26 protein-coding genes and 1 tRNA gene are annotated in these 26,506 nt (G+C 71.4%); 13 read left to right on the forward strand and 14 right to left on the reverse strand.

Translation table 11 applies throughout. From position 1 onward, the window contains the following. The first annotated feature begins 6 nt into the window (after window positions 1-6). Window positions 7-79: transfer RNA gene (locus ACRQ4C_RS15665), tRNA-Thr, on the forward strand. A gap of 202 nt (window positions 80-281) precedes the next feature. On the opposite strand, the gene ACRQ4C_RS15670 is transcribed toward ACRQ4C_RS15665, so the two are convergent. Together ACRQ4C_RS15670 and ACRQ4C_RS15675 are read right to left on the reverse strand one after the other, a co-directional pair. Further along, a complete protein-coding gene (locus tag ACRQ4C_RS15670; RefSeq protein ID WP_439689328.1) occupies window positions 282-1,313 on the reverse strand; it encodes an aldo/keto reductase in 1,032 nt (343 codons plus the stop codon). Window positions 1,314-1,422: 109 nt separating this feature from the next. Continuing rightward, a complete protein-coding gene (locus ACRQ4C_RS15675; RefSeq protein WP_439689329.1) occupies window positions 1,423-2,202 on the reverse strand; it encodes an alpha/beta fold hydrolase in 780 nt (259 codons plus the stop codon). Window positions 2,203-2,236: 34 nt separating this feature from the next. On the opposite strand from ACRQ4C_RS15675, the gene ACRQ4C_RS15680 reads away from it, so the two are divergent. Further along, window positions 2,237-3,001, forward strand: a complete 765-nt coding sequence (locus ACRQ4C_RS15680) for an NAD(P)H-hydrate epimerase (protein WP_439689330.1) — start codon at window positions 2,237-2,239, stop codon at window positions 2,999-3,001. Window positions 3,002-3,025: 24 nt separating this feature from the next. On the opposite strand, the gene ACRQ4C_RS15685 is transcribed toward ACRQ4C_RS15680, so the two are convergent. After that, window positions 3,026-4,168, reverse strand: coding sequence for a glycerol dehydrogenase (locus ACRQ4C_RS15685; RefSeq protein ID WP_439689331.1), 1,143 nt, complete (start codon window positions 4,166-4,168; stop codon window positions 3,026-3,028). A gap of 132 nt (window positions 4,169-4,300) precedes the next feature. Here ACRQ4C_RS15685 and ypfJ point away from each other — a divergent pair, with 132 nt between their 5' ends. After that, window positions 4,301-5,194 (forward strand): KPN_02809 family neutral zinc metallopeptidase, encoded by an 894-nt coding sequence (ypfJ, locus tag ACRQ4C_RS15690; RefSeq protein WP_439689332.1) that lies wholly within the window; start codon window positions 4,301-4,303, stop codon window positions 5,192-5,194. 11 nt (window positions 5,195-5,205) lie between these two features. Here ypfJ and ACRQ4C_RS15695 read toward each other — a convergent pair whose 3' ends face one another. Then, window positions 5,206-6,168: a DsbA family protein gene (locus ACRQ4C_RS15695; RefSeq protein WP_290133722.1), complete on the reverse strand. Its 963-nt coding sequence runs from the start codon at window positions 6,166-6,168 to the stop codon at window positions 5,206-5,208. Window positions 6,169-6,413: 245 nt separating this feature from the next. Here ACRQ4C_RS15695 and ACRQ4C_RS15700 point away from each other — a divergent pair, with 245 nt between their 5' ends. After that, window positions 6,414-7,514 (forward strand): ABC transporter ATP-binding protein, encoded by a 1,101-nt coding sequence (locus tag ACRQ4C_RS15700; RefSeq protein ID WP_290133721.1) that lies wholly within the window; start codon window positions 6,414-6,416, stop codon window positions 7,512-7,514. Between the two features lie 103 nt (window positions 7,515-7,617). Continuing rightward, window positions 7,618-8,922: a DUF4032 domain-containing protein gene (locus ACRQ4C_RS15705; protein WP_439689333.1), complete on the forward strand. Its 1,305-nt coding sequence runs from the start codon at window positions 7,618-7,620 to the stop codon at window positions 8,920-8,922. A 257-nt stretch (window positions 8,923-9,179) separates the two neighbouring features. Here ACRQ4C_RS15705 and rlmB read toward each other — a convergent pair whose 3' ends face one another. The 4 genes from rlmB to ACRQ4C_RS15725 are packed head-to-tail and all read right to left on the reverse strand — an operon-like array spanning window position 9,180 to window position 13,359. Beyond that, a complete protein-coding gene (gene rlmB / locus ACRQ4C_RS15710) occupies window positions 9,180-10,190 on the reverse strand; it encodes a 23S rRNA (guanosine(2251)-2'-O)-methyltransferase RlmB (RefSeq protein ID WP_400412441.1) in 1,011 nt (336 codons plus the stop codon). 28 nt (window positions 10,191-10,218) lie between these two features. After that, window positions 10,219-11,628 carry a cysteine--tRNA ligase gene (cysS, locus tag ACRQ4C_RS15715; protein ID WP_439689334.1) on the reverse strand — a complete coding sequence of 470 codons (1,410 nt, stop codon included), beginning with the start codon at window positions 11,626-11,628 and terminating at the stop codon, window positions 10,219-10,221. A gap of 35 nt (window positions 11,629-11,663) precedes the next feature. Beyond that, window positions 11,664-12,827, reverse strand: a complete 1,164-nt coding sequence (gene ispD / locus ACRQ4C_RS15720; protein ID WP_439689335.1) for a 2-C-methyl-D-erythritol 4-phosphate cytidylyltransferase — start codon at window positions 12,825-12,827, stop codon at window positions 11,664-11,666. A 49-nt stretch (window positions 12,828-12,876) separates the two neighbouring features. Beyond that, the gene (locus ACRQ4C_RS15725) at window positions 12,877-13,359 is read right to left on the reverse strand and encodes a CarD family transcriptional regulator (RefSeq protein ID WP_017888066.1); all 483 of its coding nucleotides are present in this window, start codon (window positions 13,357-13,359) and stop codon (window positions 12,877-12,879) included. A gap of 141 nt (window positions 13,360-13,500) precedes the next feature. On the opposite strand from ACRQ4C_RS15725, the gene ACRQ4C_RS15730 reads away from it, so the two are divergent. Then, window positions 13,501-14,136, forward strand: coding sequence for a hypothetical protein (locus ACRQ4C_RS15730; RefSeq protein WP_439689336.1), 636 nt, complete (start codon window positions 13,501-13,503; stop codon window positions 14,134-14,136). A 129-nt stretch (window positions 14,137-14,265) separates the two neighbouring features. On the opposite strand, the gene ACRQ4C_RS15735 is transcribed toward ACRQ4C_RS15730, so the two are convergent. Both ACRQ4C_RS15735 and ACRQ4C_RS15740 read right to left on the reverse strand, forming a co-directional pair. Beyond that, window positions 14,266-14,946 (reverse strand): response regulator transcription factor, encoded by a 681-nt coding sequence (locus tag ACRQ4C_RS15735; RefSeq protein WP_290133715.1) that lies wholly within the window; start codon window positions 14,944-14,946, stop codon window positions 14,266-14,268. Continuing rightward, window positions 14,943-16,109 carry a sensor histidine kinase gene (locus ACRQ4C_RS15740; RefSeq protein WP_439689337.1) on the reverse strand — a complete coding sequence of 389 codons (1,167 nt, stop codon included), beginning with the start codon at window positions 16,107-16,109 and terminating at the stop codon, window positions 14,943-14,945. The genes ACRQ4C_RS15735 and ACRQ4C_RS15740 overlap by 4 nt, the downstream gene beginning before the upstream one ends. 158 nt (window positions 16,110-16,267) lie before the next feature. On the opposite strand from ACRQ4C_RS15740, the gene phoU reads away from it, so the two are divergent. Continuing rightward, complete coding sequence (phoU, locus tag ACRQ4C_RS15745; RefSeq protein WP_290133713.1) at window positions 16,268-16,939, forward strand: phosphate signaling complex protein PhoU; 672 nt, start codon at window positions 16,268-16,270, stop codon at window positions 16,937-16,939. A 45-nt stretch (window positions 16,940-16,984) separates the two neighbouring features. Next, on the forward strand, window positions 16,985-17,533 hold the full coding sequence (locus ACRQ4C_RS15750; protein ID WP_439689338.1) for an AAA family ATPase: 549 nt from the start codon (window positions 16,985-16,987) through the stop codon (window positions 17,531-17,533). Between the two features lie 52 nt (window positions 17,534-17,585). On the opposite strand, the gene ACRQ4C_RS15755 is transcribed toward ACRQ4C_RS15750, so the two are convergent. Then, window positions 17,586-18,332: a phosphoglyceromutase gene (locus ACRQ4C_RS15755; RefSeq protein WP_290133711.1), complete on the reverse strand. Its 747-nt coding sequence runs from the start codon at window positions 18,330-18,332 to the stop codon at window positions 17,586-17,588. Between the two features lie 44 nt (window positions 18,333-18,376). On the opposite strand from ACRQ4C_RS15755, the gene ACRQ4C_RS15760 reads away from it, so the two are divergent. Next, complete coding sequence (locus tag ACRQ4C_RS15760) at window positions 18,377-19,156, forward strand: class I SAM-dependent methyltransferase (protein WP_290133710.1); 780 nt, start codon at window positions 18,377-18,379, stop codon at window positions 19,154-19,156. A 99-nt stretch (window positions 19,157-19,255) separates the two neighbouring features. On the opposite strand, the gene ygfZ is transcribed toward ACRQ4C_RS15760, so the two are convergent. The 3 genes from ygfZ to ACRQ4C_RS15775 all read right to left on the reverse strand — a co-directional run bounded on the left by ygfZ (window position 19,256) and on the right by ACRQ4C_RS15775 (window position 21,346). Then, complete coding sequence (ygfZ, locus tag ACRQ4C_RS15765; protein WP_439689339.1) at window positions 19,256-20,326, reverse strand: CAF17-like 4Fe-4S cluster assembly/insertion protein YgfZ; 1,071 nt, start codon at window positions 20,324-20,326, stop codon at window positions 19,256-19,258. After that, window positions 20,326-20,928, reverse strand: coding sequence for an FABP family protein (locus ACRQ4C_RS15770; RefSeq protein ID WP_290133708.1), 603 nt, complete (start codon window positions 20,926-20,928; stop codon window positions 20,326-20,328). Before ACRQ4C_RS15770 ends, ygfZ begins: the two co-directional genes overlap by 1 nt. A gap of 136 nt (window positions 20,929-21,064) precedes the next feature. Beyond that, the gene (locus tag ACRQ4C_RS15775; protein ID WP_439689340.1) at window positions 21,065-21,346 is read right to left on the reverse strand and encodes a hypothetical protein; all 282 of its coding nucleotides are present in this window, start codon (window positions 21,344-21,346) and stop codon (window positions 21,065-21,067) included. Between the two features lie 153 nt (window positions 21,347-21,499). Here ACRQ4C_RS15775 and ACRQ4C_RS15780 point away from each other — a divergent pair, with 153 nt between their 5' ends. The 4 genes from ACRQ4C_RS15780 to ACRQ4C_RS15795 all read left to right on the forward strand — a co-directional run bounded on the left by ACRQ4C_RS15780 (window position 21,500) and on the right by ACRQ4C_RS15795 (window position 26,236). After that, a complete protein-coding gene (locus tag ACRQ4C_RS15780) occupies window positions 21,500-22,183 on the forward strand; it encodes a response regulator transcription factor (protein ID WP_058726157.1) in 684 nt (227 codons plus the stop codon). Next, complete coding sequence (gene mshD, locus ACRQ4C_RS15785; protein ID WP_439689341.1) at window positions 22,180-23,037, forward strand: mycothiol synthase; 858 nt, start codon at window positions 22,180-22,182, stop codon at window positions 23,035-23,037. The genes ACRQ4C_RS15780 and mshD overlap by 4 nt, the downstream gene beginning before the upstream one ends. Before the next feature lie 89 nt (window positions 23,038-23,126). Continuing rightward, window positions 23,127-25,292, forward strand: a complete 2,166-nt coding sequence (locus ACRQ4C_RS15790) for an RNA degradosome polyphosphate kinase (protein WP_290133705.1) — start codon at window positions 23,127-23,129, stop codon at window positions 25,290-25,292. Further along, window positions 25,289-26,236 carry an NUDIX hydrolase gene (locus ACRQ4C_RS15795; protein WP_439689342.1) on the forward strand — a complete coding sequence of 316 codons (948 nt, stop codon included), beginning with the start codon at window positions 25,289-25,291 and terminating at the stop codon, window positions 26,234-26,236. The genes ACRQ4C_RS15790 and ACRQ4C_RS15795 overlap by 4 nt, the downstream gene beginning before the upstream one ends. Window positions 26,237-26,506: the final 270 nt, after the last annotated feature.

The raw sequence follows: 26,506 nt of genomic DNA on the forward strand, positions 1-26,506 counted from the left end.
GCGTCAGCCGGCATGGCGCAATTGGTAGCGCACCGTACTTGTAATACGGGGGTTGCGGGTTCGAGTCCCGCTGCCGGCCCGGATCCCCAGGGGAAGACGGAGGCCCGGGCGACTTGGTCGCTCGGGCCTCCGGCGTACGTGGAACACGGATCAGGGGGTGTTCCTCATCGCTCGACGCGGTAACCAGCCGGTCGTGAGAAGAGGATGACACCGCATCGAAACCGAAGTCCACACGTCCGTGCCGATTGCGCGGCTTTCCGCATGGACGTCGCAGCGCGCGGTCAGCGGCCTCCCGTGATGTTGCGGTTCCGCTGCGCCACACCTGCGGTTCCGTACGGGTAGTCGTCGATGCGGGGAGCGCTCGCCTCCGTGAGCGACCGCAGCTCGGCCTCGTCGAGCACGAGGTCGGCGGCGCCGAGGTTGTCCTCGAGCTGCGACACCGTGCGGGCACCGAGGATGACGCTCGTCACTGCGGGCTGCGCGAGGAGCCAGGCGAGCGCGACCTGGGACTTCGACGCCCCGTGCGCGTCGGCGACGGCGGACACCGCGTCGAGCACCGCCCAGGTCCGCTCGTCGCCGTTGCGGGCCTCCCACGCCTCCATGCCGCGCTGCGGGTTCTCGCCGAGACGGGTGGCGCCGGTTGGGGCCTCGTCGCGCTGGTACTTCCCGGAGAGCCAACCGCCGGCGAGGGGCGACCAGGGCAGCAGACCGATGCCGGCGTCGAGGCAGGCCGGGACGACCTCGTGCTCGATGTCGCGGACGAGGAGGTTGTACTGCGGCTGCAGCGTGACCGGCGGCGCCCAGCCGTGGCCCTTCGCCTCGTAGACCGCCTTGGTGATCTGGTACCCGAGGTAGTTCGAGAACCCGTAGGAGACGATCTTGCCGGCGGAGACGGCGTCGTCGAGGAAGCGCAGGGTCTCCTCGATCGGGGTGAGGGCATCCCAGGCGTGCATCTGGTACAGGTCGATCGTCTCGACGCCGAGCCGCTCGAGCGAGGCGTCGAGCGCGCGGGAGAGGTGGCGACGGGAGAGCCCGACGTCGTTCGGCCCGTCGCCCTGGGGGAAGCGGCCCTTGGTGGCGAGGACGACCTGCTGCGCCTCGGTGGGGTGGGACTTGAGCCAGCGGCCGATGATCCGCTCGGACTCGTTGCCGGAGTACACGTCGGCGGTGTCGACGAGCGTGCCGCCGGCCGCGACGAACGTGTCGAGCATCTGGTGGGAGGTGGGTTCGTCGGCTTCGCTGCCGAACGTCATGGTGCCGAGGGTCAGCGTCGACACCGATGTCCCGCTGTTGCCGAGGAGTCTGTAGTCCATGGCCGGGACGGTACGCCGGGACCCCTCCGGCAACGAGGACCTGCGAGTACCTGTCAGCGCCCGACGGACAGGTCGCCGGGACGTGCCGTGCCGTCCGCGGCCGCCGCGGTCAGCCCCGCAGGAACGCGATCGCCGCCTGACGGAACGCCCGGGAAGTGGGAGCGTTGAAGTGGTTCCGCCCCGGGATCTCGAAGAACCCGGCGTCCGGTGCCGCCGCGGCGAGCCGCACCGCGCTGTCCTTGATGCCGTCCTCGCTCCCCGCCGCCATGAGGAGCGGCTGCGCCGGCGCGTTCTCCGGCGTCGGTTCGATGCTGTCCCGCATCCCCTCGACCATCGCGACGAGGGCCCGGAGGTCGTTGCCCTCGACGTTCCCGGCCATCGTGAGGTACCCGTTCGTCACCCGGTCCTCGATGGGCGTGCCGTCCGTGAGGTACGCCTTCGCCTGGTCCACGGCGACGCGTCGCATCGGGTCGGCGTCCGGGATCCCGCCGAGGACGGCCCGCGACACCCGGTCGGGCAGCTGTTCGGCGGTGTGCCAGCCGACACGCGCGCCGAGCGAGTAGCCGAGGTACGCGACGTCGTCGAGCAGGTAGGTGTCGATCACACTGACGACGTCCGCGACGAGGAGCTCCATCGAGTACGCGGACGGGTCGTGCGGCTTCGCGGAGGCGCCGTGCCCGCGCTGGTCGAGCGCGACGACGCGGTACCCGGCGCGGAGCAGGTCGCGCGTCCACCCGGAGGCGTGCCAGTTGAGCAGTGCGCCGGAGGCGAAGCCGTGCACCGCGACGACGACGGGTGCGTCCGGGTCGCCGAAGTCGTAGGTCGCGATCGGGAGGCCGTCCGGGGACATCACGGCTCGGGGACGGGGCGCTTCGGGGACGAGTGACATGGCGACCCCAGGCTAGCGGGGCACTGTGGTCGCCATGGACGGGTACGGAGCGGATCAGATCCGGGCGGCGGAGCGGCCGCGCCTCGACGCGGGTGAACCCCTCATGCAGCGTGCGGCCGAGGGGCTCGCGCGGGTCGTGTCGGACCTCCTCGACGACCCGGCCGTCCGGCCGGGCGACGGGCCGGGGTCCGTCCTGCTGCTGGTGGGCAGCGGCGACAACGGCGGTGACGCCCTGTTCGCGGGTGAGCGGCTGGCGACGGCCGGGAGGCACGTGTCGGTGCTGCGCGTCGGGTCACGTGTCCACGAGGCGGGCCTGGCAGCGGCGCTGGAGGCCGGGGCGCGCCTCCTGGACGGTCCGGCCGCACCAGCGACGGGCGGGACCGACGCGGGTGCGGCCGACATCCTACGTGCCGCGGTACCCGACGAGGGCGACCGCCTGGCGGTCGTCGCCGCGGAGGCGGCGTCGGATGCGGACCTCGTGCTCGATGCCATCCTCGGCATCGGGGCGAGCGGTCCCTTGCGATCCCCCGCGCGCGAGGTCGTCGACGCGCTGCGGGAGCTCGCCCGCGACCAGCGGGCTCCGTTCGTCGTCGCGGTCGACGTGCCGAGCGGGATCGACGTCGACACGGGCGGGGTCGCCGACGACCGCGTGCTGCACGCCGACGTCACGGTGACGTTCGGCGGGGTGAAGGCGGGGCTCCTGGTCGGGCCGGCTGCGACGCTCGCCGGGCGCATCGAACTCGTGGACGTCGGGATCGGCGCGGACCTCGCAGCCGTGGAGCCGCTGGTCCGCACCTGATCCCCGGGGTCGGTACCGCCGGTCTCAGTGGTGCCGGTAGAGCTCCGGCTCGGGCAGGCCGTGGTCGGCGCGGATGCTGCGCGCGATGCCCTCGATCGCGACGAGCGCGTCGACGACCATCTCCGCCGTGACCGGGAACGGCATGTTGTGGATGGTCTCGCCGGCCTCGGTCGCGGCCTCGGCGACCGCGCGGAGCTCGTCGGTGTCGTCGACCGTGAGGCCGATCTCGGTGAGGGTGTTCGGCAGCCCGACCTTCGTGGTGAACACGACGAAGTCCTCGATCTCCTGCGCGGGGGCACCCTCGAGGACGAGCTGCGCCACGGTGCCGACGTTGACCTTCTGCCCGTGCGCGAGTCCGTGCGTCTGGGGGGCCGCGGTCAGGCCGTTGTGGATCGCGTGCGCCGCGGCGAGCCCGCCCGACTCGAAGCCGAGGCCGGAGAGGAGCGTGTTCGCCTCGACGACCTTCTCGAGCGCGGGTGTGACGACATGGGCACGGACCGCCTCGATGGCCTGCAGGGCGTTGTCGTGCAGCAGCCGCCAGGAGAGCTCGGCGAGGGCGACGCCGGTCTCGGTCTGGAGCCCGCCCGCCATCGTGTCCGCGTTCGCACGCTTCGCGGCGCGGGCCTCGACCCAGGTCGCGAGCGCGTCGCCGATGCCGGCGACGAGGAACTGCACCGGCGCGTGCGCGACGAGGTTCGTGTCGATGAGCACGAGGTCGGGGTTGTGCGGGAAGAAGCGGTACTCGATGAACTCGCCCTCCGCCGAGTAGATGACGGCGAGGGCCGAGGTGGGGGCGTCCGTGCTCGCCGCGGTCGGGACGCTGACCCAACGGATCTCGGTGAGGTGACCGGCGGCCTTGGCGGCGTCGATCGCACTCCCGCCGCCCACACCGACGACGACGTCGATGTCGTGCTCGCGGATGGCCTCGACGAGGGCGTCGACCGCCGACGGCGTGGCGAAGCGGCCGAACCCGACCCGCTCGACGGGCAGCCCCGCGGCGTCGAACGCGGTGCGCACGGCGTCCTCGACGATCCCCCACACGACGTCGTCGGCGACGATGAGCGGGCGCTTGCCGATCGGCTCCACGAACTCGCCGATCCGGGTGATGGCGTCCTTGCCCTGCACGTAGCGCGCGGGGCTCATGACGGTGCTGACGGGAGTGGCCATGGTGCTGCGTCCTTCCTCGGTGCGACGCCCGCGATCTGTGCGACACGTGTCGACTGCGGGGCGCTGCCGACGCTACGCGGCCTGCCTCCGCGCGCTGTGACGTGGAGCACGCCCGGTCCGTACATTCGGGGCATGACGTTCAACGACGACTCGCAGCTCTCCGGCGGAAAGGTGAAGCGCCGCGGGCGCACGGCGGTGGTCGGCGGCGGTGCCGTGGGCGGCCTCGCGCTCCTCGTCTACATCGTCTCGGCGGTCTCCGGGGTCGACCTCACGGGCGTGCTCGGCGGTGGCGGTGGCCTCACCACGATCCAGCAGGGCGGGGACACCGTCGACGCGGCACCGGAGTGTCGGACCGGACGCGACGCGAACGCCTCGGTCGACTGCCGGATGGAGGGCGCTGCCGAATCGCTCGACGCCTACTGGTCCGCCGAGGCACCGCGGCTCGGCATCTCGTACACGACGCCGACCTTCTACCTGTTCCAGGACTCGACGGACACGGGCTGCGGGACGGCGTCGTCGGCGACGGGGCCGTTCTACTGTCCGCCGGACCGGGCGCTCTACGTCGACACGTCCTTCTACGACGAGCTGCAGTCCCGGTACGGCTCGTCCGGGGGTCCGCTCGCGCAGATGTACGTCGTCGCGCACGAGTGGGGCCACCACGTCCAGCAGCTGCAGGGCACGTTCGCCGACACGGACCGCTCGGGCACGGGCGCCTCGTCGGGTAGTGTCCGCGTCGAGCTGCAGGCCGACTGCTACGCCGGCGCGTGGGTCGGCGACGCCGCGACGACGAAGGACGCCGACGGGCGGACGTTCTTCGAGCCGATCACCCGCGCGCAGATCGACGACGCGCTGTCGGCCGCGAGCGCGGTCGGCGACGACAGCATCCAGCGACGCTCCACGGGTTCGGTCGACCCGGACTCGTTCACCCACGGGTCGAGCGAACAGCGGCAGCGCTGGTTCCTCCGCGGCCACCAGCAGGGCGCGACGTCCTGCGACACGTTCAGCGTGCCGGGCAACGCCCTGTAGCGGACCGCGCGTCAGCCGGCGGAGGGCGTGGCCGACGGCGTCCGGGTGGGCGTGGCCGAGGGAGTCGTCGTCGGGGTGGGCGTCGGCGTCGAGTCGGTCGAGCCGGCCGCGCTCAGCACGAACGTGCGGAAGTCGTCGTTCGTGATCGGAGCGGTGAGCTCGTACTGCTGCCCGTTGACGAGGACGAGCGGCGTCCCCGGGAACGACGTGAGGTCGCTGCCCGGGATCTTGCCGTCGGTGACGTCGTTCGTGCGCTCGGTCACCCACCGCGCGTAGGTCTGGTCCTCGATGCAGTCCGCGATCGCGCGCTGGCCGCGCATCCCGTCGACGCTCCGGACGACGCTGACGAGGTCGGCGTCGCTGAGTCCTGCGGTGCCCTCCTGCGGCTGCTCGGCGAACAGGGCCTTGTTGAAGGCGAAGAACTGGTCGGGCGAGCGGTCCGCGACGCACGCGGCGGCGTTCGCGGCACGGAGCGAGTACTTCGTGCCCTGTGAGCGGTTCGCGAGGATCGCGACGGGGTGGATGTCGACCGTCGCCGCTCCGGACTCGACGAGGCCCTCGATGTAGTCGCCGTTGGCCTTCTCGAACTGGCCGCACGTCGGGCAGAGGTAGTCGATGTAGGTCGTGATGTGCACGGTGCCCGCGCCGTCCGAGGCCGAGGCCGACGGGGTCGAGCCGGCCGTCTGCGCCTCGAGGCCCTCGCCGATCGTGATGCCGCCCTGCGACATGTTCGACGGGCCGGGGCCGGCGGGCTGTGCGGACTGGACGAGCACGAGGGTCACGACCGTCGCCGCGGCGAGGAGCACGACGCCGATGCCGATCTGGATGCCGAGCCGGGCACCGCGCTGGCGACGCTTCTGCTGGGTCCGGTGCTTCTGCGCGCGCTGCCGGGCAGCTTCTCGACGCTCGTTCCGCTCGGCGCGACCGGCAGCTGCCCGCTCGGCACGGGCGTCACCCTCGGGGCGGTTGGTCATCGGTGTGTCGTCCTCCTGATCGGGTGTCCGCGCGCACCGTGCCCCCACTCGGCGGACGGACCCGGCGATTGTAGTGGGCCGCTCTGGGAACCACCCAACCAGCCGAGAGGCACTGGCGCTCCTCGGGGAAGTCGTGTTGTATGAGCATCGATGGTCGACGGCGACCATCCGGGGCCCCCACGGGCAACCGCTTCACTACGGATCGTCCGGCACGTACCTGCCGGTGAAGGAAGGATCGAACGCTCATGGCGTCCGTCACCTACGACAAGGCAACCCGTCTCTACCCCGGAGGCACCCGCCCCGCGGTCGACTCCCTCGACCTGGACGTCGCCGACGGCGAGTTCCTCGTCCTCGTCGGCCCCTCGGGCTGTGGCAAGTCGACCTCGCTCCGCATGCTCGCGGGTCTCGAAGAGGTCAACTCCGGTGCGATCCGCATCGGCGAGCGCGACGTCACCGACGTCCCGCCGAAGGACCGCGACATCGCGATGGTGTTCCAGAACTACGCGCTGTACCCGCACATGACCGTCGCCGAGAACATGGGCTTCGCGCTCAAGATCGCCGGCGTCGGCAAGGAAGAGCGTGCGCAGCGCGTTCAGGAGGCCGCGAAGCTCCTCGACCTCGAGCAGTACCTCGGCCGCAAGCCGAAGGCCCTCTCGGGCGGTCAGCGTCAGCGCGTCGCGATGGGCCGCGCGATCGTCCGTCAGCCGCAGGTGTTCCTCATGGACGAGCCGCTGTCGAACCTCGACGCCAAGCTCCGCGTCCAGACCCGCACCCAGATCGCCTCGCTCCAGCGCCGCCTCGGTGTCACCACGGTCTACGTCACGCACGACCAGACCGAGGCCCTCACCATGGGCGACCGCATCGCGGTGCTCAAGGACGGCATCCTCCAGCAGGTCGGCTCCCCGCGTGACCTGTACGAGAAGCCGAACAACGTGTTCGTCGCCGGCTTCATCGGCTCGCCGGCCATGAACCTCCTCCCGGCCGACGTCGTCGAGGGTGGCATCAAGTTCGGCACGCTGAACCACGCCATCGACCGCGACACCCTGTCGAACGCCCGCTCCGGCAACATCACGGTCGGCATCCGCCCCGAGGACGTCATCGTGTCGACCTCGGGCGAGGGCCTGCCGGTCACGGTGGACGTCGTCGAGGAGCTCGGCGCCGACGGCTACCTCTACGGTCACGCCGACGTGAACGGCCAGCGCACCGACATCGTCGCCCGCGTCGACGGCCGTTCGCACCCGTCGATCGGTGACACGATCGTGATCTCGCCGAAGCAGGGTCACGTGCACGCCTTCGACACCGAGTCGGGCGACCGTCTCGACGACAAGGCCGTCGTCAGCGCGTAACGCTGGAACAGCCGAACAGGAGGCGCGGTGCCAGCTGGCACCGCGCCTCCTGTCTGTCAGACTGCCGGGACGACACCGGCCACCGCACCACCAGGAGCCAACCGTGCCCGACTCCCTGTCCATCACCGCAGCCACCGTCGACCCCGGCCTGCTCGACCTGCCGTGGGACCAGCCGCTCGAGGACTGGCCGGACGACGTGATCGTCGCGCTGCCGAAGGGCATCTCGCGGCACCTCGTGCGCTTCGTGCACCTGAGCGGGTACGTCGCCGCGGTGAAGGAGACCGGCGAAGAGGTGGCGCGCGCCGAGTACGAGATGCTCCGGACCCTGCAGCGCATGGACGTGCCGTGCGTGGACCCGGTCGCAGTCATCACGAACCGCGTCGACGCCGACGGTGAGCCGTTGCACCCCGTCCTCGTCACCCGGCACCTGCGCTTCTCGCTCCCGTACCGCGCGCTCTACTCGCAGACCCTCCGCCCCGAGACCGCGACCCGCCTCGTCGACGCCCTCGCCCTGCTGCTCGTCCGACTGCACGTCATCGGCTTCTACTGGGGCGACGTGTCGCTCTCGAACACCCTCTTCCGTCGCGACGCGGGGGCCTTCGCCGCCTACCTCGTCGACGCCGAGACCGGGAAGCTCTACCCCGGCGGGCTCTCGAACGGGCAGCGCGAGAACGACCTCGAGGTCGCCCGGGTGAACATCGCCGGTGAGCTGCTCGACCTCGAGGCCGGTGGGCGCCTCGACGAGAACGCCGACCCCGTCGACGTGTCGAACCGGATCGTCGCCCAGTACCGCATCCTCTGGAAGGAGCTCACGGGCACCGAGCAGTTCGACATCAAGGAGCGGTGGCGCATCAACGACCGGGTCGAGCGGCTGAACGCGCTCGGCTTCGACATCGAGGAGCTCTCGATCCACACGACCGAGGGCGGCTCGCAGGTGCGGATCCAGCCGAAGGTCGTGGACGCCGGACACCACCAGCGCCGACTGCTGCGCCTGACCGGACTCGACGCGGGCGAGAACCAGGCCCGACGGCTCCTCAACGACCTCGACGCCTACCGCGCGCGGAACGGCCGGGAGGCCCTCGACGAGGAGATGGTCGCGCACGAGTGGGTGTCGCGGGTCTTCGAGCCCGTCGTCCGGTCGATCCCGCGCGACCTCCGTGGACGTCTCGAGCCGGCCGAGGTGTTCCACGAGCTGCTCGAGCACCGCTGGTTCATGTCGCAGGCCGAAGAGCGTGCGGTCTCGCTGCCCGAGGCCACGACCGCGTACATCAACGACGTGCTCCGGCACCGGCGGGACGAGCGGCTCCTCATCAACCCGCCGACGTCCTCGATGACGCTGCCGATCCCGGTGGTCGGGGAGGACGCTGACGTCGACGAGGACGTCGAGGACTGGCGCGCGGGCGTCTGACGCGCCGGCGGACCCGCCCCATCCCATCCCATCCCGTCCCACCCCATCCCGCCGAGGTTCCGAGATCTCGGCATCTCGGCGCCTGGAACGGCCGTCCGTGGAACCTCGGCGCACCGCGGGCGGCGAGTCGTGGAACCCCGGCAGACCGCATGCGGCCAGTCGCGGAACCCCACGGACGCACAGGAGGCCCGGTGCCGGTCTTGCAGACCGGCACCGGGCCTCCAGGCGGTGACGTTGCGCGCGGGACGCGCGAGGCGCTAGACGGCGCGGCGGCGCCGGGCGACCTCCCACAAGGTGACGCTCGCCGCGATGCCCGCGTTGAGCGACTCCGTCGCCGACGAGATCGGGATCGACACGATGGCGTCGCAGGTCTCGGTGACGAGGCGCGACAGGCCCTTGCCCTCCGAGCCGACGACGATCACGATCGGGCGGTCGGCGAGCTCGAGGCCGTCGAGCTCCACGTCACCGTCGCCGTCGAGCCCGAGGACGAACAGCCCCATCGACTTCAGCGACTTGAGGGTCTGCGTCAGGTTCGGCGCCATCGCGACCGGGGTGCGGGCGGCGGCACCGGCGGAGGTCTTCCACGCCGACGCGGTCACACCCACCGAGCGACGCTGCGGCACGATGACGCCGTGCCCGCCGAACGCCGCGGTCGACCGGATGATCGCGCCGAGGTTGCGCGGGTCGGTGATGCCGTCGAGCGCGACCATGAGCGGGACCTCGTCCTTGGCGAACGCCCGCTCGACGATGTCCTCGGACACGGCGTACTCGTACGCGGGGACCTTGAGCGCGACGCCCTGGTGGACGCTGTCGTGCCCGGTGATGCGGTCGAGCTCGGGGCGCATCAGTTCGATGATCGGCACACCGCGGTGGTTGGCGAGCGCGAGGATCTCCTTCACGCGGTCGTCGACCTCGATGCGGGACGCGACGTAGAGCGTGGTCGACGGGGTCTTCGTACGCAGGGCCTCGAGCACGGAGTTCCGACCGGTGACGAGCTCGGAGTCGTCGCTCTTGCGCTGCGGCGGGCGCCCGGACCGCTGCTGCGGAGCGCTCGAGGCGCCGTGACGACCACGGGCGGCGTCGAGCCGCTCCTTCGCCGCCTTGCGCTTGCCGGCGGGGTGGTACGGGCGGTCCTCGGCCTTCGGCGTCGGCTTGCGTCCCTCGAGCGCCTGTGCGCCCTGGCCGCCGGAGCCGACCTGCTTGTTGCCCTTGCGGCCCGACCGGACGGCGCCCGGACGGCCCTTCTTGCTCCCGGAAACGTTCTTCATGCTCAGCTCCTGTTCGGCACGGCCGTGGTCAGGCGATGCTCCAGCGTGTACCCGCTGCGGTGTCCTCGATGGTGATGCCCGCGGCGGCGAGGTCGTCACGCACGCGGTCGGCCGTCGCGAAGTCCCGTGCGGCCCGGGCGTCGGCACGCTCCTGCACGAGGCGTTCGACGAGGGCTGCGAGCGGGGCGGCCGAGGTGTCCTGACCGCCGCTCGACCAGTGGGCCGCTCGCGGGTCGATGCCGAGCACCTCCACCATCGCGGCCACCTGATGGTACGCGAGACCGAGCGCGTCCGCATCGTCGGCGTCGAGGGCGGCGTTCCCGGCACGGACCGTCTCGTGCAGCACCCCGAGGGCCTGCGGCACCGAGAGGTCGTCGTCCATCGCCTCGGCGAAGGCGTCCGGCACGCCCGGAGCGTCGTGGAGCTGCACGCCCTCGAGGCGCGGAGCAGCGCGGGACAGGAAGCCGGCGATGCGGTCGTACGCGGCCTCGGCCTCGGCGAGCGAGCCGTCGTGGTGGTCGATCGACGAGCGGTAGTGCGCGGCGCCGAGGAAGTACCGGACGACCTCGGGACGCGCGGCGGCGAGGAAGTCGGCCGCGAAGATCGAGTTGCCGAGCGACTTGGACATCTTCTGGCCCTCGACGGTCACGAGACCGTTGTGCAGCCAGTAGGTCGCGAACGGGTCACCCGCGGCCGTCGACTGCGCGAGCTCGTTCTCGTGGTGCGGGAACCGGAGGTCGAGCCCGCCGCCGTGGATGTCGAACGCCGGGCCGAGGTACCGCCGGCTCATCGCCGAGCACTCGATGTGCCAGCCCGGACGGCCGGGACCCCAGGGGCTGTCCCACACCGCGGTGTCGGGCTCGCCGTCCTTCCGGCCCTTCCAGAGCGCGAAGTCCCGGGGGTCGCGCTTGCCACGGGGATCGGCGTCGGCGGCGTCGACCATGTCCTCGCGACGCTGCCGGGTGAGCGCGCCGTACGACGCCCAGCTGCCGGTGTCGAAGTAGACGTCGCCCGAGCCGTCCTGCCCGGCGTACGCGTGCCCGCGCTCGATGAGTCGCTCGATGATCTCATGCATCTGCGGCACGCTCGCCGTCGCCCGCGGCTCGTACGTCGGCGGGAGGATGCCGAGCGCACGGTACGCCGCGGTGAACTCGAGCTCGACGCGGTAGGCGCGGGCGAACCACTCCTCGTCGGTGCCGGCCGCGAGGTCGAGCACCTTGTCGTCGATGTCCGTGACGTTCCGGACGAGCGTCACCCGGTAACCGCGGTACGTGAGCCACCGACGCCAGATGTCGTAGACGAGCGCGGAGCGGAGGTGCCCGATGTGCGGCGACGACTGCACCGTGGGACCACAGACGTAGACGCTCACGTGTCCGTCGACCAGGGGCACGAGGTCGACGACGGCGGCGGCGCGGGAGTCGTGGAGGCGAACGGTCACGCCCCAAGCCTAGGACGCCGGTCTGTCGCGGTCCGTCAGGCCTGCCGGACGACGGCGGTCGCGATCGCCGCGAGCCCCTCGCCCCGACCGGTGAAGCCGAGACCGTCCGTGGTCGTGCCGGACACCGCGACGGGGGCACCCACGACGGCCGCGAGCGCGTCCTGCATCTCCGCACGCCTGGGACCGATCCGCGGTCGGTTGCCGATCACCTGGACCGTGACCGCCGACGGTGCCAACCCCACAGACGCGAGGAGCTCGACCGCACCCCGCACGAAGACGTCCCCGGTGGCTCCGGCGTACCGCGGATCGGACGTGCCGAAGCGTCCGCCGATGTCCCCGAGGCCGCCGGCCGAGAGCAGCGCGTCGCACACCGCGTGCGCGACCGCGTCGCCGTCGCTGTGTCCGGAGAGGCCCGGTTCCCCCGGGAAGTCGAGCAACCCGACCCGGCACGGCGCGGCCGCGTCGAACGCGTGCACGTCGACCCCGAGGCCGATCCGGATGCCCGCCTGCTCGGCACCCGCACGTGCCCGGACGACCGACTCGGCGCGACCGAGGTCCCACGCCGTGGTGATCTTGAAGGCGTCGGCATCACCCGGGACGAACCGGACCGTGCGTCCGGCTGCCTGGAAGACGCCCGCGTCGTCGGTCTCGGAGCGCTCGGACACCGCGTAGGCCTGGCGGAGTGCCGCGAGCGGGAAGCCCTGCGGCGTCTGGACCCCCACGAGCGCCGACCGGTCGACGGTCTCGAGCACGACGTCGCCGTCCACGCGCTTCACGGTGTCCACGACCGGCAGGGCCGGGACGACCCCGTCGCCCGTCGTCGTCACCGTGTCGAAGACCCGCTCGAACTGCGTCGCCGGGGTCAGGCACCGCGCGGCGTCGTGCACGAGCACGACGTCGACCGAGTCGGGCAGCGCTGCCAGACCGGCCTGGACCGACGCGTGGCGGTCCGTGCCTCCTGGCACCACCGCGGTGTACCCGACCGCAGCGCCCGCGACGTCGGCGACCACCTGCCGACACTCGTCGAGCCGGTCGGCGGGGGCGACCACCACCACCAGCGCCGGCGCAGCCAGAGCGAACAGCGGCTCGAGCGCACGGGTCAGCATCAGCCGACCGGCTACGGGGACGAACGCCTTCGCCGTGCCGATGCCGAGCCGGGTGCCGGACCCTGCCGCGACGACGACGACCGCCCGGTCCACCCCGAGGGGGAACCGAGCGGTCGTCGTGTCGTCCAGTGCTTCGGACGCGCTAGGAGGCGAGGACCTCGTCGAGGACGGTCGATGCCTTGTCCTCGTCGGTCTTCTCGGCCAGCGCGAGCTCGGAGATCAGGATCTGCCGGGCCTTCGCGAGCATGCGCTTCTCACCCGCGGAGAGCCCGCGGTCCTGGTCGCGGCGCCAGAGGTCGCGGACGACCTCGGAGACCTTGATGACGTCGCCGGAGGCGAGCTTCTCGAGGTTCGCCTTGTACCGGCGGGACCAGTTGGTGGGTTCCTCGGTGAACGGTGCCCGGAGGACCTCGAACACCTTGTCGAGCCCTTCCTTGCCGATCACGTCGCGCACGCCGACCAGGTCGACGTTGTCCGCCGGGACCTCGATCGTCAGGTCACCCTGCGTCACACGCAGCTTCAGGTAGACCTTTTCCTCGCCCTTGATGACGCGCGTCTTCACTTCAGAGATGGTTGCCGCCCCGTGATGGGGGTAGACCACGGTCTCGCCGACCTCGAATTGCATGTATCAGGCTCCGTTCCGAGACACCCAGTTTACCACAAGGGGTGTTCGGGTAAGGGTGCCCTGAGCACTCGCCCTCCCAGGTGATCGCTAGGATGGGGTCGGACCGTCCGGTCCCCAAACGTGATCTTCCGGAGGAATCTCTTGCGAGCTCGGGTACTCGTGTCCGTCGCCGTTGCGGCAACCATCGCGCTCGGCGCCACCGGGTGCGAGTTCGTCTCGCCGGTCGGCACTGCCGAGATCCAGCAGGTCACCGACGGCGTGAACGCCAAGACGGGTTCGATCGACATCCGGAACGCCCTGCTCATCTCGGACGACGGCGAGAGCGCCCGCTTCATCGGCACGTTCGTGAACAACTCCGACTCCGAGGACGTCACGCTCTCGATCGAGGTCGGCGGCGACACCGAGACGATCGACGTCCCGAAGAACTCCCGGGTCGACCTCGCGGCGTCCGGCTCGGCCGCGACGCCCACCCCGACCAAGGGCACCGAGTCCAACGGCGAGGGGACGCAGGGCTCGACCCCGGCGCCCGGCACCGACGTCGTGTTCGACCAGGCCGATGCGAAGCCCGGTTCGCTCGTCAAGGTCTACTTCTCCTACTCCGGTGCCGAGGGTGTCTCGGTGAACGTGCCGGTCCTGACCACCGCGCAGGAGGAGTACGCGACCCTCGCGCCCACCTCGGCGCCGAGCGAGACGTCGGAGCCCTCCGACGCAGCGACCTCGGGCGGCACCGACGAGCCGTCGGGTGACGCGACCACCGAGGCCCCGATCAACCCGTAGCGCCCAGCGCCCGTCACACAGCGCGACCGCCTGGAGGCGCGGTGCCGGTCCCCGAGACCGGCACCGCGCCTCCAGTGCGTTGCGACCCGGCCGCGGGGCGGACGCGCGCCCTCCGCGTGGCGCGGCGCGCTACGCCTCGATGCGGTAGCCGAGACCGCGGACCGTCACGAGGAGCTCCGGCGCGCTCGGCACCCGCTCGATCTTCGACCGGAGGCGCTTGATGTGCACGTCGAGGGTCTTCGTGTCCCCGAAGTAGTCCGAGCCCCACACGCGGTCGATGAGCTGCCCGCGGGTGAGCACCCGACCGGCGTTGCGGAGCAGCAGCTCGAGGAGCTCGAACTCCTTGAGCGGCATCGGCGTCTCCGAGCCGTCGACCGACACCGTGTGACGCTCGACGTCCATCCGGATCCCGCCGACCTGCAGGATGCCCGAGTCCCCCGGGTCGTCCTCGGTCCGACGACGGAGCACGGCACGGATGCGGGCGAGGAGCTCCCGCGTCGAGTACGGCTTCGTCACGTAGTCGTCGGCGCCCAGCTCGAGCCCGACGACGATGTCCACCTCGGAGTCCTTCGCCGTCAGCATGATGATGGGTGCGTTCGAGCGGGTGCGGATCTGTCGGCAGACCTCGGTGCCGGAGAGCCCCGGCAGCATGAGGTCGAGCAGCACGAGGTCGGGGTTCTCGGCGTCGAACTTCGACAGCGCGGTCACGCCGTCGGCGGCGACGGAGGTCTCGTACCCCTCGCGCTGCAGCAGGAACTCCAGGGGCTCGCTCAGGGCCGGCTCGTCGTCGACGATGAGGATCTTGGTCACGATGGCTGCTCTTCCAGTTGCTCTTCGAGTGCGGTGGTCAGGTCGGTGTCCGCCTCGGGCAGGCGGATGGTGAAGGTCGAGCCCTTGCCGGGCTGCGACCAGACGCGCACGTCGCCGCCGTGGTTGCCGACGACGTGCTTGACGATGGCGAGACCGAGCCCGGTGCCGCCGGTGGCCCGCGACCGCGCGGGATCGACGCGGTAGAACCGTTCGAACACACGGTCGAGGTCGGCCTCGGGGATGCCGACGCCCTGGTCGGTGACGGCGACCTCGACGAAGCCCTTCGTGCTCCGGACACCGACGCCGACGCGGGTGTGGTCCGGCGAGTACTTGACGGCGTTGGCGATGAGGTTCGACACCGCCACCTGCAGGAGTCCGGGGTCGCCCATCACGCGGAGCTTCGTCTTCTTCGCGCGGACGATGTCGATGTCCCGGGCGCGGGCCACGACCTCGTTGGCGTCGACGGCCGCCTGCACGATGCGGTCGATCGACGTCTCCTCGCTGGACTCCAGCGCGTCGACCGACTGCAGGCGGGACAGCTCGATGATGTCCTTCGTGAGCGCGCCGAGCCGCTCGGACTCGGTGACGAGCTGCGCGGCGAACTTCCGCACGTGCTCCGGTTCGTCCGCGGCGGCCACGAGGGTCTCGGACAGCAGGCCGATGGCGCCGATCGGGGTCTTCAGCTCGTGCGAGATGTTGGCGACGAAGTCCCGCCGGACCTCGTCGATGCGCCGGCTCTCGGTGAGGTCGTCGGCGGTGACGAGCACGTACCGGTTGCCGAGCTGCGCCGCCCGGAAGCTCAGGTAGCCGATCAGCTCACCGTGCCGACCGCGGGGCAGCTCCATGTCCTCGGCGCCCATCTCCCCGCTCGCGCGCACCCGGTCCACGAGGTCCCGGAGTTCCTTGTGCACGAGCCGTCGGCGCACGACCAACCCGACCGTGAGCGCCTGCGGCGAGGCCGCCACGACGGTGTTCGAGGGGTCGACGACCACGGCGGGGTTGTGCATCGTGGCGATCACCGCGGCGACGCCGTCCGGCAGCGTCCGTTCCGCGACGTCGGCTGCACGGGCCGTGCGCTCGGCGGTGATGATCAGCACCACGACGCCCGCGCCGAAGACCCCGCCGAGGAGCATCGACAGTGGCACGAGCCACGCGTTGTCCATGCCGTCAGTGTAGGGATGGTCATGCCCGGTTCGGACGCCGTTCACCCCGGTTCCGCACGGTTCCGGCCCCGTTCGGTCAGACGTTCAACCGCGCGTCACCGTCCGTTCACCTGGGATGACGACACTCGTCCGGTACCGCAACGAGAGGCACATCCCCCATGCGCGAAGTGTTCCAGCAGGAACTCCAGGACGTCCAGGAGCGACTGACCGAGATCGCCGGGCTCGTCGAGTCCGCCATCACCCGGGCCACCCAGGCCTTCAGCGAGTCCGATGTCGCGCTGGCCGAGGAGGTCATCGCCGACGACGCCAAGATCGACGAGGCCGCGAACAGCCTCGACGAGGTCGCGATCGACATCCTCGCCCGCCAGGCGCCCGTGGCCCGCGACCTCCGCGTCGTCGTCACCGCGCTCCGGGTCAGCTCCTCGCTCGAGCGCATGGGCGACATGGCCGAGCACATCGCGCAGCTCGCGCGGCAGCGCTTCCCGGAGAAGGTCGTGCCGAAGGGCCTCCGCGGCACCTTCAAGAAGATGGGCGCGCACGACGTCGCGATGGCGCAGAAGCTCACCCGGCTGCTCGCCACCGAGGACATCGCGCTCTCCGCCGAGATCCGCGACGAGGACGACCAGGTCGACGAGCTGCACGCGAGCGTCTTCGACTTCGTGCTCGGCGAGACCTGGAAGGGCAACCCGATCGACACCGTCGACGCGACCCTGGCCTCGCGGTACCACGAGCGCTTCGCCGACCACGCGGTGTCGATCGCGAAGAAGGTCGAGTACCTGGCGACCGGCGACTGGGCCGGCGCAGCGTCGGTGACGACCTCCCCCGCCTGACGGGCGGGTTTTGCGGTCTCCCGGCTCTGACGGGAGGATCGTGGCATGGCTCAGGTCGCGATCGTCGTCAACGGCATGCCCGGTTCGGGCAAGAGCACGGTGGGCGCCGCCCTCGCCGAGGTGCTCGGCTGCCCCTTCCTGTCGAAGGACCGCATCAAGGAACCCCTGGCGGACCTCGCCGGTCCGATGATCCCCTCCCGCGACCTCGGCGCGATCGCCATGGACACGATGTGGTCCATGGCACGGGCCGTCGAGAACGGGGTCGTCCTCGACGCCGTCTGGCTCCCGTCACGTGATCGCGACCTCCTGGAGGCCGGACTCGCCTCCGCCGGGTCGCCGCGCGTCGTCGAGGTGTGGTGCGACGTCGACCGGGCCACCGCCGACGAGCGGCTGCGCGAACGCTACGAGCCCGGCACCCTCCCGGTGCGGCACGACGTGCACGGGGACCTCGCCGCGGTGCTCGCGTTCTGGGACGAGCACGAGGCGACGGCCGGCCCGATCGGGCTGCCCGGCGTGCCGGTCGTGCGGGTCGACACCGCGGAGCCCTACGACGTCGGTGCCCTCGTGCAGGAGATCGCGTCGCACTTCGTCTGACGCACGAACGCCCCGCCGAGGTCCGGCGGGGCGTTCGTCGTCGTGCTGGGTGCTACTTCTTGGCGCCCTGGGCGGCGACGGCGGCGGCACCGGCAGCGGCGGCCTCGGGGTCGAGGTAGTACGAGGGCTTCGTCGGACGGAAGTCGTCGTCGAGCTCGTACACGAGCGGGATGCCCGTCGGGATGTTGAGGCCCGCGATGTCGTCGTCGGAGATGCCGTCGAGGTGCTTCACGAGCGCCCGCAGCGAGTTGCCGTGCGCGGTGACGAGCACCGTCTTGCCCTCGCCGAGGTCCTTCGTGATGTCGGACTCCCAGTACGGCAGCAGCCGGTCGATCACGAGCTTGAGCGACTCGGTCTTCGGCAGCTGGTCGCCGAGGCCGGCGTAGCGGCGGTCACCGGCCTGCGACCACTCGGCGTCGTCGGCGATGGGGGGCGGCGGGACGTCGAACGAGCGGCGCCACTCCATGAACTGCTGCTCGCCGTACTCCTCGAGCGTCTGGGCCTTGTCCTTGCCCTGCAGGTCGCCGTAGTGGCGCTCGTTGAGGCGCCAGTCGCGCTTCACCGGGAGCCAGGCGAGGTCGGCCTCGAGCAGGGCGATGTCCGCCGTCTGGATCGCGCGGGTGAGCAGCGAGGTGTACAGGACGTCGGGGACGATGCCCGACTCGGCGATGAGCTCGCCGGCGCGCTTCGCCTCCTTCTCGCCCAGCTCGCTGAGTCGGACGTCGACCCAACCGGTGAACAGGTTCTTCTGGTTCCAGTCACTGTTGCCGTGACGGAGCAGGACGAGCGTGGAGGTCATGCCCCGAGTCTACCGAGCGGGTGCGCCTCGGTAGCCTGGGGTCCATGCCCATCGGGAACGTGACGCGCGGGACGACCGGGTACAACCGGCTCCGCCGCGTCGACCGGTGGATCGCCGCGCTCCCGGTCCTCCGCCGGACGTCCGACCCGCTCGTGGCCGACGTCGGCTACGGCGCCCGACCGACGACGACGCTCGAGATGCGCGACCGGCTCGCCCGTGTCCGGCCGGACGTCGAGGTGACCGGCATCGAGATCGAGCCCGACCGGGTGGCGCTCGCGAACGCCGGCACCCGCGACGGGGTCACGTTCCGGCTCGGCGGGTTCGAGACCCCGACGCCAGGTGGCCGGCGCCCCGCGGTGATCCGGGCGTTCAACGTCCTGCGGCAGTACGACGAGTCCGCCGTCGTCGACTCGTGGCGGATCATGCAGGACCGTCTGCAGCCGGGTGGCGCGCTCGTCGAGGGCACCTGCAACGAGGTCGGCCGGGTGGCGTCGTGGGTGACGCTCGACGACGTCGCCCCGCGGACCTTCACCGTGTCCCTGCGGCTCGCCGGACTCGACGTGCCGAGCGTCGTGGCCGAGCGGCTGCCGAAGGCCCTCATCCACCGGAACGTGCCCGGCGAGCGCGTCCACGGCTTCCTGCGCGACCTCGACCTGGCGTGGGCGGTCGCGGCGCCGCTCGGCACGTACGGCCCTCGGCAGCGGTGGCTCGCGGCCGTCGGCGGCATGCGGGACCGCGGCTGGCCGGTGCTGCACGGGGTCTCGCGCTGGCGCCTCGGCGAGCTCACCGTCCCGTGGGCGTCCGTCGCCCCGGCCGACGCCTGAGGGGTCGGCGAAACGCGCGCGTTCCGGCACTGCACGCCGTGATCGACAGGTGCGACGTCGAAACGCGCGCGTTTCGTGGAGCAGGACGGGACCGCGGGGCTACGAGCGGCGGACCGCTCCGAGGCGGGGCAGCCGCGGCACGTTCGCCGTCGCTCCGGCGCCCGGGGGCACGATCACCTGCTGCGCCGCGGTCACGACCACGTCGTCGGCGCGCAGCGTCAGCGTCGCGTCGGGGTCGAGGGAGCGCTTGACGACCGCGAGCCCGATCGGCCCGAGCTCGTGGTGCACCGCCGAGGCCGAGAGCCGCCCGACCTCCTTCTCGTCGAGCAGCACGGGCGTCCCTGGTGCCGGCAGCACGGCGTCCGAGCCGTCGAGGTGGAGCAGGACCGCACGACGCGGCGGGTGCCCGAGGTTGTGGACCTTGGCGACCGTCTCCTGTCCGCGGTAGCAGCCCTTCGACAGGTGCACGGCGGAGCGGAGCCAGTCGAGCTCGTGCGGGATCGTCCGCTCGTCGACGTCCGACAGCGACGGACGCCAGGCGGCGATCCGCAGGGCCTCGTAGGCGAGGAGACCAGCGGCGGCGACGTCGGACGCGGCGATCGCGGCCGCGGTGCCGGGGGCGACCACGGCGATCCGGAGGGTCCAGTCGGAGGCGGGGTGTGCCTCCAGGGCGGCGTAGCCCCACCCACCCGGCGTGATCTCGGACCACGGGTCGACCCACTCGACCGCGGCGTCCGCGGGGCCGACGGCCCCGGCGAACCGGCCGAGCGTGACGAAGTCCGCCGACCGGTCGGTGACCTCGACGCGCAGCATGAAGCGCATCGAGTCGAGCCATCCGGCGAGGGGTGCTGCGTCGTCGGCCTCGGTGAGCAGCCAGGCCGTCTCGCCGTCGTCGACGACACGGGCGGCGTGCTCCACGCGACCCGAGGCGTCGAGCACGAGGGTCTCGGTGGAGACGCCGGGCCGGAGGCCGGTCAGGAGCTGCGAGGTGATCGAGTTGAGCCAGGACAGCCGGTCGGGACCGGTGACCGTGACGACGCCGAGCCCGAGCTCGACGACCGCTCGGCCGCGCTCGAGCAGCCGCTGCTCGCCGAGCGGGTTGCCGAAGTGCGCGGCCACCCCTCGGTCGCCCGCGACGAACCCCGGCCGCGACGCGAACGGTGTCGTCATCAGTCGACCTTCGCGAGCTGCCCCGAGGCGTGCGAGGTGAGCTCCTGCCCGAGCGCCGCGATGTCCCACGCCCAGAAGAGCTTGCCCTCGACCAGACCGTAGAGGCGCGTGGCCGCCGAGTAGTCCTTCGCGTTCGGGGAGCGCATGACGGCGTCGGTCGCGAGGTCGATCCGGCCCTTGAGGACCCGACCGACGTAGAGCTCGTTCACGCCGGTGGGGTGCACGATCGCGGCCTCGATGTCGAAGCCGTCGGTCGCGTTCCGCAGCGTCTCGACGCTCTGGGTCGTGCCGAACGGGGTCGGTCCGTCGCCGAGCAGCATCGCGGGGCCGCGGTCACCGGGCTCGTGCGGCCGGTCGAGTCGCCAGTAGCCCATCTCGGCAGCGAGCGGCGTGTGCGCGTCGTCGAGCAGCCACGTCGTGGACGAGTAGTTGAGGTAGGGCAGACCGTCGTGGCTGAAGCTCACGCGCTGGCCGAAGTCGTACTTCCGCGGTTCGCCGTCGGGGTCGACCGGGTACTCCACGACACCGGTGCCCTCCCACACGCCGACGAGCCAGGACAGCGGGACGAGTTCGGGCGCGAGACCCTCGGGCAGTTCGATCAACGCTGACCCTTGAACAGCTTCACGATCACGGTCACCGAGACGAACGCGATCGCGAGCGACGCCAGGCCGAGGAGGCCCACGTAGAAGAGCTCGAGCGCAAGCAGCGAATCCATGCTGCGAGTCTACGCGGACCGGCTCAACGCGCCAGGAGCACCACCGCGGTGACGAGGACGACGACGAAGGCCCCGGACGACGCGATGCTGATCCGCTCGACGAGGCCGTCCTTCGTCGCGGTGATGAGCTGGAGCACGAAGCTCACGAGGACGCAGAGCACGAAGACGAGCAGCAGCCACGCGAAGGAGTCCTTCTGCGCGAGCGTGATCACGAGGACGGCACCGACGACCGCGAGCAGCCACACGGGGAGCACGGACGTCAGCTTGAGGCGACGCTGGTCGGCGGGCTGCACGGGCTCGGTCACGCGCCCCATCATGACAGGCGCGGCGACGGGCGTCCGTCAGCGCCGACCGCCCGTCCACCCGTCCACCCGTCCGCACCGTCCGCTCGGACGGCGGGCCACTTCCCGAGCATCACTAGGATGTGTCCACGACGTCCCCCACGCCCTGGAGGTCCTGTGGCCCAGCTCCTGGTACTCACCTCTGCCGCGCCCGGCGACGTCCTGCCGAGTCTCGGTCTCCTGAGCCACCGGATCCGCCACGTCCCCGCCGAGGCCGCCCAGCTCGTCAACGCACCCCAGAGCGACCTCGTGTTCGTCGACGCCCGCGTCGACCTCGTCGGCGCGAAGGCCCTCTGCAAGATCCTCGTGACGAGCGGTTCGCCGACCCCCATCGTGCTCGTCGTCACCGAGGGCGGTCTGACCGCGGTGAACAGCGAGTGGAACGTCGACGACGTGGTGCTGGAGACGGCCGGTCCGGCAGAGGTCGACGCGCGCATCCGGCTCGCGGCCGGGCGCGCCGCGAAGCAGCCGGCGAGCACGAAGATCCAGGCCTCCGGCGTCGTCATCGACGAGGCCAGCTACTCCGCGAAGGTGCGCGGTCGGCCACTCGACCTCACCTTCAAGGAGTTCGAGCTCCTCCGGTTCTTCGCGACGCACCCCTCCCGCGTGTTCACGCGCGAGCAGCTGCTCAGCGAGGTGTGGGGCTACGACTACTTCGGCGGCACCCGCACGGTCGACGTGCACGTCCGACGACTCCGCGCGAAGCTCGGCGACCTCGAGTCGCTCATCGGCACGGTCCGGAACGTCGGCTACCGCTTCAACGTCTACGAGGACGAGGCCGACCGGCTGGCAGGCCAGTGACCGTCGCGCTCGACGCGTTCACGGTCGCGGGCGAGCCGCGGCCGTTCTCCGACCAGACCCTGGTCGACGTGCGCGCGGATCGTGCGACGGTGCTCGGCGACGAGCAGGGGGTCGCCGTGGTGCGCGACGGTGAGCTCGAGGTCGCAGTCCGCCTGGAGGCCCGTGGCCGCGGACTCGGAACGGCCCTGGTCACGCAGGCGCTCGCCCTGGGCGGCGGGGCCGCCGCGGGGTCCGGGTCGGCGCCTCGGCTCGCGGAGGCGCCTCGGCTCGCGGAGGCGCCTCGGCTCGCGTGGGCGCACGGGGACCACCCCGCTGCGCGGGCGCTCGCGGCGCGGTTCGGCTGGACGGCCGTCCGCACGCTCCTGCAGCTCCGGGCGCCGGTCCCGTCGGAGGCTCCCGAGCCAGCGGTGCCGGACGGCTGGTCGCTCGCGGCGTTCCGCTCGGGCGACCCGGACGACGAGACCGCCTGGCTCGACCTCAACGCCGCCGCGTTCGCGCACCACCCCGAGCAGGGCCGGATGACGCTCGAGGACCTCCGCGCGCGGGAAGCCGACCCGTGGTTCTCCGGCGACGACCTGCTGCTGCTGCGGGACGACCAGGGACGGCTCGCGGCGTCGTGCTGGATCAAGGTCGAGGACGGCGTCGGGGAGTTCTACGCCGTGGCCGTCCGCCCCGACCTGCAGGGCCGAGGGCTCGGTGGCGTGCTCATGCGTGCCGGCTGGGGGCGTCTGGTCGGGCGGGGGCTCGACGCGGCGGCGCTGTACGTCGAGGGCGACAACGAACCGGCGCTCGCGCTCTACCGCCGGTCGGGGTTCACGCAGCACGCGATCGACGTGCAGTACGCCGCTCCCTGATCCCTGCACGGTGGGTCCGTTCACGCGGCGTTTCCACAGCCGTTACGTGCGGCCCTCGTCGCGGAGGCCGCGGGTGGCAGGATGTGGGCATGGACACCGAACCGCAGCTCGACGGCGACTCCGTCGCACCGGACCTCGACGACTTCGACGAGGTCGTCGAGGTGGAGCACGAGTCGCTGCCCTCGGACCGCTACTTCGACCGTGAGCTCAGCTGGCTCCGGTTCAACCAGCGCGTGCTCGAGCTCGGCGAGGACCGCACGCAGCCCCTGCTGGAGCGGGCGAACTTCCTCGCCATCTTCGCGTCCAACCTCGACGAGTTCTTCATGGTCCGGGTCGCCGGCCTCAAGCGACGCATCGACACCGGGATCGCCGTCCCGACCAACGTCGGCCGTGCGCCGAGCGACGTCCTGCGGGACATCGCCCGCAAGGCGCACGAGCTGCAGGACCGCCACGCGCACGCGTTCATCGACTCGCTCAAGCCGGACCTCGACGCCGCGGGGCTGCACATCGAGCACTGGTCCGACCTCGACGAGGCCGACCGCCTCCGGATGCGCGAGTACTTCAACGAGCAGATATTCCCGGTGCTCATGCCGCTCGCGGTCGACCCGGCGCACCCGTTCCCGTACATCTCCGGGCTGTCGCTCAACCTTGCGGTGCGGGTGCGGAACCCGAAGTCGCAGCGGCAGGAGTTCGCGCGCCTCAAGGTGCCGCAGAACTTCTCCCGGTTCATCGCACTGCCCGACGACGGGTCCGGGCGCCAGCGGTACATCCCGCTCGAAGACCTCATCGCGAACCACCTCGACGACCTCTTCCCGGGGATGGAGGTGCTCGAGCACCACGTGTTCCGGGTCACCCGCAACGAGGACGTCGAGATCGAGGAGGACGAGGCCGAGAACCTCATCCAGGCCCTCGAGCGCGAGCTCCTCCGCCGTCGGTTCGGTCCGCCGATCCGGCTCGAGATCACCGAGGACATGGACCCGGTGACCCTCGACCTGCTCGTCCGCGAGCTCGACATCACCGAACAAGAGGTCTACCGCCTGCCGTCGCCGCTCGACCTCGGCGGGCTGTTCGAGATCGCGAAGATCGCGCGCCCGGACCTCCACTACCCGAAGCACGTGCCGACGACTCCGGTGCAGTTCCAGCCGGGCGAGCCGAACACCAAGCCCGACCTCTTCGGTGCAATCAAGGCACGGGACGTCCTCGTGCACCACCCGTACGAGTCCTTCGCGACGAGCGTCCAGGCGTTCCTCGAGCAGGCCGCGGCGGACCCGAACGTCCTCGCCATCAAGCAGACGCTGTACCGCACCTCGGGCGACAGCCCCATCGTCGAAGCCCTCATCGACGCGGCCGCAGCGGGCAAGCAGGTCCTCGCGCTCGTCGAGATCAAGGCGCGCTTCGACGAGCAGAACAACATCACGTGGGCGCGGAAGCTCGAGAAGGCCGGCGTCCACGTCGTCTACGGCCTCGTGGGGCTGAAGACGCACTCGAAGCTCGTGCTCGTCATCCGGCAGGAGGGCGGGACGCTCAAGCACTACAGCCACATCGGCACGGGCAACTACAACCCGAAGACCTCGCGCATCTACGAGGACATGGGCCTGTTCACGTCGGACGACACCGTGGGCAAGGACCTCACCCGTCTGTTCAACGAGCTGTCCGGCTACGCGATCGAGAAGAAGTTCAAGCGGCTCCTCGTCGCCCCGCTGCACCTCCGCAAGGGGCTCATCAAGCGCATCCAGGCCGAGGCCGACAACGCCAGGGCCGGCAAGCCGTCGGGCATCCGCATCAAGGTGAACTCGATGGTGGACGAGCAGATCATCGACGCGCTCTACCTCGCGAGCCAGGCCGGGGTGCCGGTCGACGTGTGGGTGCGTGGGATCTGCTCGCTCAAGCCGGGGATGGAGGGCGTCAGCGAGACGATCCGCGTCCGTAGCGTCGTCGGGCGCTACCTCGAGCACTCGCGGGCGTTCGCGTTCCACAACGACGGCGACCCGGTGGTCTTCATCGGTTCGGCGGACATGATGCACCGGAACCTCGACCGTCGCGTCGAGGCCCTCGTGCGGCTGTCCGACCCGGCACACGTGACCGAGGTGCAGGACATGTTCGACCTCGCGATGGCCGACGAGACGAGTTCCTGGCACCTGGAGTCCGACGGCGAGTGGACGCGCCACTCGACCGACGCTGACGGGCGCCCGCTGCAGGACGTGCAGAATGTCCTCATGCGCAAGATCTCGGCCCGGAAGCGCTCGACTCGGTGAGCGGCGGTCCCACCGGTCCCGTCGTCGCGGCAGGAGCCGTCGTCTGGCGCGAGCAGGACGGACGGCCGCTGGTGCTGCTGATCCACCGCGGTCACCACAACGACGTCTCCTTCCCGAAGGGCAAGGTGGACCCGGGCGAGAGCGTCCCGACGACCGCCGTCCGCGAGATCGACGAGGAGACCGGCTACCGGGTGCACCTCGGCGCTCCGCTGGGCACCGCCGAGTACGTGCTGCCGAACGGTCGCGACAAGGTCGTGCACTACTGGTCCGCGAGGGTGTCGAACAAGGAGTTCGAGCGCGCCGGCAGGTTCCGCCCCAACGACGAGGTCGCCTCGGTGGAGTGGGTGTCGGTCGACGACGCCCGCGGCCGACTCACCTACGACCGGGACGTCGAGATCCTCGACCGCTTCGCCGACCGCGCCGCCGCCGGTGAGCACAAGACGTTCGCGCTCATCGCCCTCCGCCATGCCAAGACGGTCCCCGGTTCCGACTGGGACGGTCCGGACGCCACCCGGCCGCTGCTGCCCGTCGGCCGCTCGCAGGCGAAGGCCGTCGCCGCGCCGGTCGCGGCGTTCGGCCCGAAGAAGATCGTGTCGAGCACGGCGGCACGGTGCCTCGCGACCGTCGAGCCGCTCTCCGCACGGACGAAGGTCGGCGTGCAGTCGACACCGGACATCAGCCAGGACGCCCACGACCGCGGCGCCGCGAACGTCAAGGGCGTCGTGCTGCGGCGCATCGACAAGGCGAAGTCGACGGTCCTGTGCTCGCACGGTCCGGTGCTCCCGGACATCATCGCCCGCATCGCCGGTGCGACCGCCGACGGCAGCCGCCACTTCGACCTCCGCCGCGCGGCGATGCTGTCCGTCGGCGACTTCGCCGTGATGCACATCGCCGACGGCAAGCTCGTCGCCGTCGAGACGCACCGCAACACCATCGCCTCGTAGGACCCCGGTCCGAGCCGCACCGACCGGCCGCGTCGCCACCGACGCGGGCGCGGCTGCGGCGATCCGTGCCTCCAGGCCGGTCCCGGAGGCCGCTCCGACACGGCACCGGCGGCCGGGCGGCGCCCATGCGAACGCATGCGCCGCGCCTGGGCGCGGTGACCCGATCCTGCACCCCACCGCGGGTGCGTGTCCGCGTGCCGCGAGCGGGGCAAGGCCTCGTTCACCTGCCGTTCACCCGGGGGCACCTCCCGGGTCATCTGTCGTCCCTAC

This window comes from Curtobacterium sp. SP.BCp (genome assembly GCF_051903255.1).
In the GTDB taxonomy this organism is placed as follows: Bacteria; Actinomycetota; Actinomycetes; order Actinomycetales; family Microbacteriaceae; genus Curtobacterium.